The sequence below is a fragment of the Aeromonas sp. HMWF015 genome (assembly GCF_963878965.1).
GTDB classification, from domain to species: Bacteria; Pseudomonadota; Gammaproteobacteria; order Enterobacterales; family Aeromonadaceae; genus Aeromonas; species Aeromonas veronii.
The window spans coordinates 1-4,731 of the sequence record NZ_CAWNZT010000275.1 but is presented as its reverse complement, the minus strand read 5'-3'; the positions used below and the strand labels follow the sequence as shown (position 1 = coordinate 4,731).

Sequence of the window (4,731 nt, the reverse complement as noted above, 5' to 3'; positions counted from 1 at the left end):
GGGGTCAAACTGCTGCGAGGCAAGCTGGAAGTATCAGTCAGGAAGCCAGGACCCGAGACAGTGAAGGCTCAACTGACCCAGTGGTATAGAACCCGCGCCAGAGAGCTTTTCGCCAAACGTCTCGATGCCATGCTGGAACAAGCCTTGTGGGTTGTGGATCGCCCTCCGTTACGCCTGCTGAATATGCAAACCCAATGGGGAAGCTGTTCGCCCAATGGCCGGATCACACTCAATCCTCATTTGGTAAAAGCCCCTAGAGAGTGCATTGATTACGTCATCCTCCACGAGCTTTGCCACCTAGCCGAGCACAACCACAGCGAGCGATTCTGGCGGTTGCTCAGCCAGGTGATGCCGACTTGGGAGAAGACCAAGCTGCTACTCGACGGGATGGCCCACCGACTGCTGACATCCTGAAATATGAGGGGCAAAATTCCAGATAGATAGGAATCCGCCCCCCATATTTCAGCACACCAGAGTCCATCATCCCTTCAAACAAGATGACCAATATTCCAAAGAGAAAAACGGCACGAAATTTCCAGATAGATAGGAAGTCTTCGATCAGGATTCCACATAACTCGTTCTGAACAGGCATTCCACTATGTGGAAAATTCACACCACTTTTCCAGATAGATAGTTATGTGGAAAGAAACTGGACAGGAATTGGTTGGGAATGACAGTGTTCATTCCATGGCTCCACATCCTGCGTGATTCCACGCAATCATGTTTGTTGCGAGCGAACAAACTTCAATACTTTCAGTGCTTTGTTGATTTTTTCCTGAGCGAAGTCCATGGTGATATGGAGTTTGGTCACACGATCACCTGATTGCATCCTTTATCCGCTACACCTGAGGCCATCACCATGAACAGCATCGTCATCCTGATCCTCCTGTTTTCATTCCTGATAGGGTTTGGCGCCTTTGCTGCGTGGCTGTATATCGAGAAGCGTCGCATGGGTGCCTCGGATAAATGACCCGCTATTTTGCTGAACGGACCTCTTTTGCCACGCACGAAATCAGATGGCGGGAGCAGCCCAACATTTCCTGGATCACCGAGTAGCTGTGTCCGGTGCCCAACAACTGTGCGATGTGCTGACGCTTCTTTTCATCTTTCTGGCGACCGCGATATTTCCCCTCATCCCTGGCCTTGGCAATACCCTGCTGCTGCCTGCGTCTGCGATCTTCATAATCTTTGCGAGCGACTGCTGCGAGCATATCCAACAGCATGCCATTTACAGCCTGCAAAATGGCGCTGGTGAACTCGGAGCGGTTGTCCCCCTGTAACGCCACCCAGGAAGTCGGAAGCTCCGGAGAAACGATTGAGAGCTGTTTCTGAGCCAGCAACTGCTTCAATGTTTGCCAATCCGTCTGATTGAGACGGGCCAGACGATCAATCTGTTCTACCAGCACAATGTCACAATCTGCAGCGTCGCGGATCAGCCGCATAAGCTCAGGCCTGTCCAACGTTGCACCAGACTCATTCTCCACATAGAAACTGGCTATCTGATGGCCATGCTCTGCAGCAAAACCAATCAGCAGCTCTCGTGCCCGCTCAGCATCCTGCTCCACAGTCGATGCACGTAAATACGCCCGTATGAACATTGAAACCTCCATTGGTCTGTTTAAACTGGTTCCAAATTATAAGTTCAATATAAGTGGTTTCTATAACATTTTCGAGAGGGTATTGAGTGGTTTTTATGGGGTATACCTTTTTAGAACCACCACATGACGATCGAAACACAACCTTTCGATAGCCTTTTGATCTGACAGCACAAACTTTAAGTGTGATCCGTCATCACAAAGTCGCTTTTGAGTTGTATTTGGGTATTTAAGCGACGTTGCTCACCATTCCTGATCTGCTGAATGGGATGCCAAAGGAGGAAATCTACAGAAGCTGGGCTTTGAGGTGAGTCATTTTTTCGACTCACCGAACAAGCCAGCAGCCAAGCGCAGCGCGGCAGGCTACTGGAAGTTACGTACAAAAGCCCAACCATGTGGCACCATACTAACCAGAACTCTGTCTCAAGCGACCAAATGGCCGTACCAATATGAAACCCGACAGCGATGTTATTCACCAGCTGATTACCCTAGCCAACAGCAACCCCCAGGTGCAGGTGCTTTGGCTTTACGGCTCCCGTGCCAAGGGGACTGCAGGTCCTGCCAGCGACTGGGATCTGGCGGTGGCCTTTGATCCAATCAAACAGAGTGGACCACTGGGTACTGCACTGGAAAACCGCTTGCGCCCTGAACTGCTCGCGCTGGAGTGGCAACGTGCCATGGGGTTGGCAGAGGGGAAACTTTCGGTCGTCGATATCAATCAGGCCCCGATTCCGTTGGCTTTTGCGGTAGTAGATGCAAATCGTCCTCTCTATAGCCGTGATGAGGGGCGGCGTTTGCAAGAGGAGGCGCGGATAATGTCGCAGATGGAACTTGGTTATCATCATCGCCAAGCCTATATCAGCAAACATCATTCTGAGGAGTGGAGTAAAGATGAGTGATAACGCCTATATAGGAGCTTTACGCATCAGCCTGTCGCGCTATAAGGCCGAGTTGTCAGAGATACGGGCTATTCTGGCGCTGCGTGCGCTTTCCAATCTGGAGTACCGCGCAGCTGAGCGAACTCTACAAGTGTCTATCGAAGCGTGTATTGGCGTGGCAAAGCACTGGGCTAAAGCATTGGCAAGTCATACCCCACAGGATGCCTATCAGGCATTCGAAATCCTGGCCCAGCGTGGTGAGCTATCCCCCGACACCTTAATCGGCTGGCGCAAGATTATTGGCCTTCGCAATGCGCTGGTGCACGACTATCTGAATATTGACCCCGAGATCATCCGTAGCGTCATTGCTCAAGGCTATAGCGACCAGCTGTTCACGTTTGCAGATCAAGGTCTCGACTGGTTGGCTGCCCATATTGATTGAAACTTCGACGTCATATCTCCGCTTACCGTTCTCTTACCCGCTATGGGGGATAAATGTTTAATACCGGCTATAGCGTGTAAGTTATATTTACCTCCTATAACAGGTAAACATTGATATACCTGCCACAGCGTATAAATTGGAAGAAGGCACGCTACCAGGTTGTAGAATCATGAAAGTAACCAGCGCCAAGCAGCTGAGCGCCTGTATCAAGGATGCCAGGCTTTCTCAAAAGCTCTCTCAAGGCAAAGTGGCCGAGAAAGTGGGGATTAGGCAAGACACAGTCTCTAGCTTCGAACTCAATCCTGAGTCCACCAAGCTGGAAACCCTGTTCAAGATCCTCGCATCACTCGAATTGTCACTGGACATCAAACCCCGCAATGAGTCATCCGAGAGTCCGGCATCGGGCTGGAAGGAGGAGTGGTAATGGCCAATCTGGCTGTCTACATGAACGGCTATCGGGTAGGCACATTCACCAAAACTACCAGCGGCGCCCATCAGTTTCAGTACCATGAATCATGGCTGGCACAACCGGGCAGCCGTCCCATCTCACTTTCCATGCCATTGCGCCATCAGGCCTACCGGGGCGATGAAGCCTATAACTTCTTCGACAACCTGCTGCCAGATAATACGGAGGTGAGGAACAGGGTTGTTGCACGCTATCAAGCGGCATCAACTCAGCCCTTCGATCTGCTCAGTTGCATTGGCCAGGATAGCGTAGGGGCATTACAGCTGGTTACCGAAGGGCACGACGTTCCAGATGTCAGGCGAATCGACTACAAAGCACTTTCCGATGGCGAGCTCGAGCAGATCCTGACCAGCTACAAATCAGGAATCCCTTTGGGGATGGTCAGGGAGCAAGAGGAGTTCCGGATCTCTATCGCCGGAGCGCAAGAAAAGACAGCGCTGCTCTATCTCGATGGCCGTTGGTACTTGCCACTCAACGCAACGCCGACAACCCACATTATCAAACTCCCTATTGGCAAGATTGAAAGCCACTCCTACTCGATAGACCTCTCCCAGAGCGTAGAAAACGAATATCTCTGCACTCTGATTGCCAAGGAGTTTGGTCTACCCGTACCTCACTGCTTCATGATGCAGGTTGGCCAGGTCAAAGCACTGGCTGTGGAACGCTTCGACAGACGTTACGCTGCCGATCGCAGTTGGATCATGCGCCTTCCCCAAGAAGATTTCTGTCAGGTATTGAATGTTCCGTCAGCACGGAAATACGAGAGTCATGGAGGACCAGGGATCACTGAAATCATGAAAACCTTGCTGGGCTCTGCGACACCAGAACAGGATCGCTACCTGTTCATGAAATCTCAGGTCCTGTTCTGGCTGCTGGCAGCCACCGATGGCCATGCAAAGAACTTCTCGGTCTTTATTGAACCGGAAGGGCGTTTTCGCCTGACCCCTTTTTACGACATCCTATCTGTCTATCCAGTGTTTGGCGGCCGAGGCCTCAACCGAAGGGACGCCAAGCTCGCTATGGGCCTAGCAAGCAGCAAGGGAAAGAAATACGCCATTGAGCAGATATTCCCGCGTCATTTCTTCCAAACGGCAAAAGCTGTGGGATTTGAGCGTTCTGCTATGGAAGAGATCCTGACAGAACTGGCCAACTCCGTTGATGATGTTATTGAGCGTGTTACCCAGCAATTGCCAGCGGGCTTCCCCGATGCCATCAGCAGCACCATTCTAGAGGGCCTAAAAGCCCGCTCAGCCAGGCTGATAAAGGGCTGGGATTAAATTGACGGTATGTGGGATGATTGCACGGTTAGCCAAACCACCTATGGGAAGTTTGCACGGTTCGAAGAGTAAA

The 4,731-nt window shown here is 51.2% G+C and carries 6 protein-coding genes; 5 read left to right on the top strand and 1 reads right to left on the bottom strand.

Translation table 11 applies throughout. The annotated features are described in order from the left end of the window. Window positions 1-414 (top strand): M48 family metallopeptidase (locus AACS18_RS14415; protein WP_146184767.1); only part of this gene is annotated, 414 nt, incomplete at its 5' end. Between the two features lie 560 nt (window positions 415-974). Here the strand turns inward: AACS18_RS14415 and AACS18_RS14410 are convergent. Beyond that, on the bottom strand, window positions 975-1,598 hold the full coding sequence (locus AACS18_RS14410) for a recombinase family protein (RefSeq protein ID WP_108612519.1): 624 nt from the start codon (window positions 1,596-1,598) through the stop codon (window positions 975-977). Window positions 1,599-2,044: 446 nt separating this feature from the next. Between AACS18_RS14410 and mntA the strand changes: the two genes are divergently transcribed. From mntA to AACS18_RS14390, 4 genes are all read left to right on the top strand, one after another. Then, window positions 2,045-2,494 carry a type VII toxin-antitoxin system MntA family adenylyltransferase antitoxin gene (gene mntA, locus AACS18_RS14405; protein ID WP_075112290.1) on the top strand — a complete coding sequence of 150 codons (450 nt, stop codon included), beginning with the start codon at window positions 2,045-2,047 and terminating at the stop codon, window positions 2,492-2,494. Beyond that, window positions 2,487-2,915 (top strand): type VII toxin-antitoxin system HepT family RNase toxin, encoded by a 429-nt coding sequence (hepT, locus tag AACS18_RS14400; protein ID WP_075112289.1) that lies wholly within the window; start codon window positions 2,487-2,489, stop codon window positions 2,913-2,915. The genes mntA and hepT overlap by 8 nt, the downstream gene beginning before the upstream one ends. Before the next feature lie 169 nt (window positions 2,916-3,084). Continuing rightward, window positions 3,085-3,339 (top strand): helix-turn-helix domain-containing protein, encoded by a 255-nt coding sequence (locus tag AACS18_RS14395; protein WP_042013334.1) that lies wholly within the window; start codon window positions 3,085-3,087, stop codon window positions 3,337-3,339. Continuing rightward, complete coding sequence (locus AACS18_RS14390) at window positions 3,339-4,658, top strand: type II toxin-antitoxin system HipA family toxin (RefSeq protein WP_042013336.1); 1,320 nt, start codon at window positions 3,339-3,341, stop codon at window positions 4,656-4,658. The genes AACS18_RS14395 and AACS18_RS14390 overlap by 1 nt, the downstream gene beginning before the upstream one ends. The last annotated feature ends 73 nt before the right edge of the window (window positions 4,659-4,731 follow it).

What these genes read in the sequence shown, in the direction of transcription:
- AACS18_RS14390 (WP_042013336.1), top strand. Translation starts at nt 3,339, where the DNA reads ATGGCCAATCTGGCTGTCTACATGAACGGCTATCGGGTAGGCACATTC.
- AACS18_RS14395 (WP_042013334.1), top strand. Translation starts at nt 3,085, where the DNA reads ATGAAAGTAACCAGCGCCAAGCAGCTGAGCGCCTGTATCAAGGATGCC.
- mntA (WP_075112290.1), top strand. Translation starts at nt 2,045, where the DNA reads ATGAAACCCGACAGCGATGTTATTCACCAGCTGATTACCCTAGCCAAC.
- hepT (WP_075112289.1), top strand. Translation starts at nt 2,487, where the DNA reads ATGAGTGATAACGCCTATATAGGAGCTTTACGCATCAGCCTGTCGCGC.
- AACS18_RS14410 (WP_108612519.1), bottom strand. Translation starts at nt 1,598, where the DNA reads ATGTTCATACGGGCGTATTTACGTGCATCGACTGTGGAGCAGGATGCT.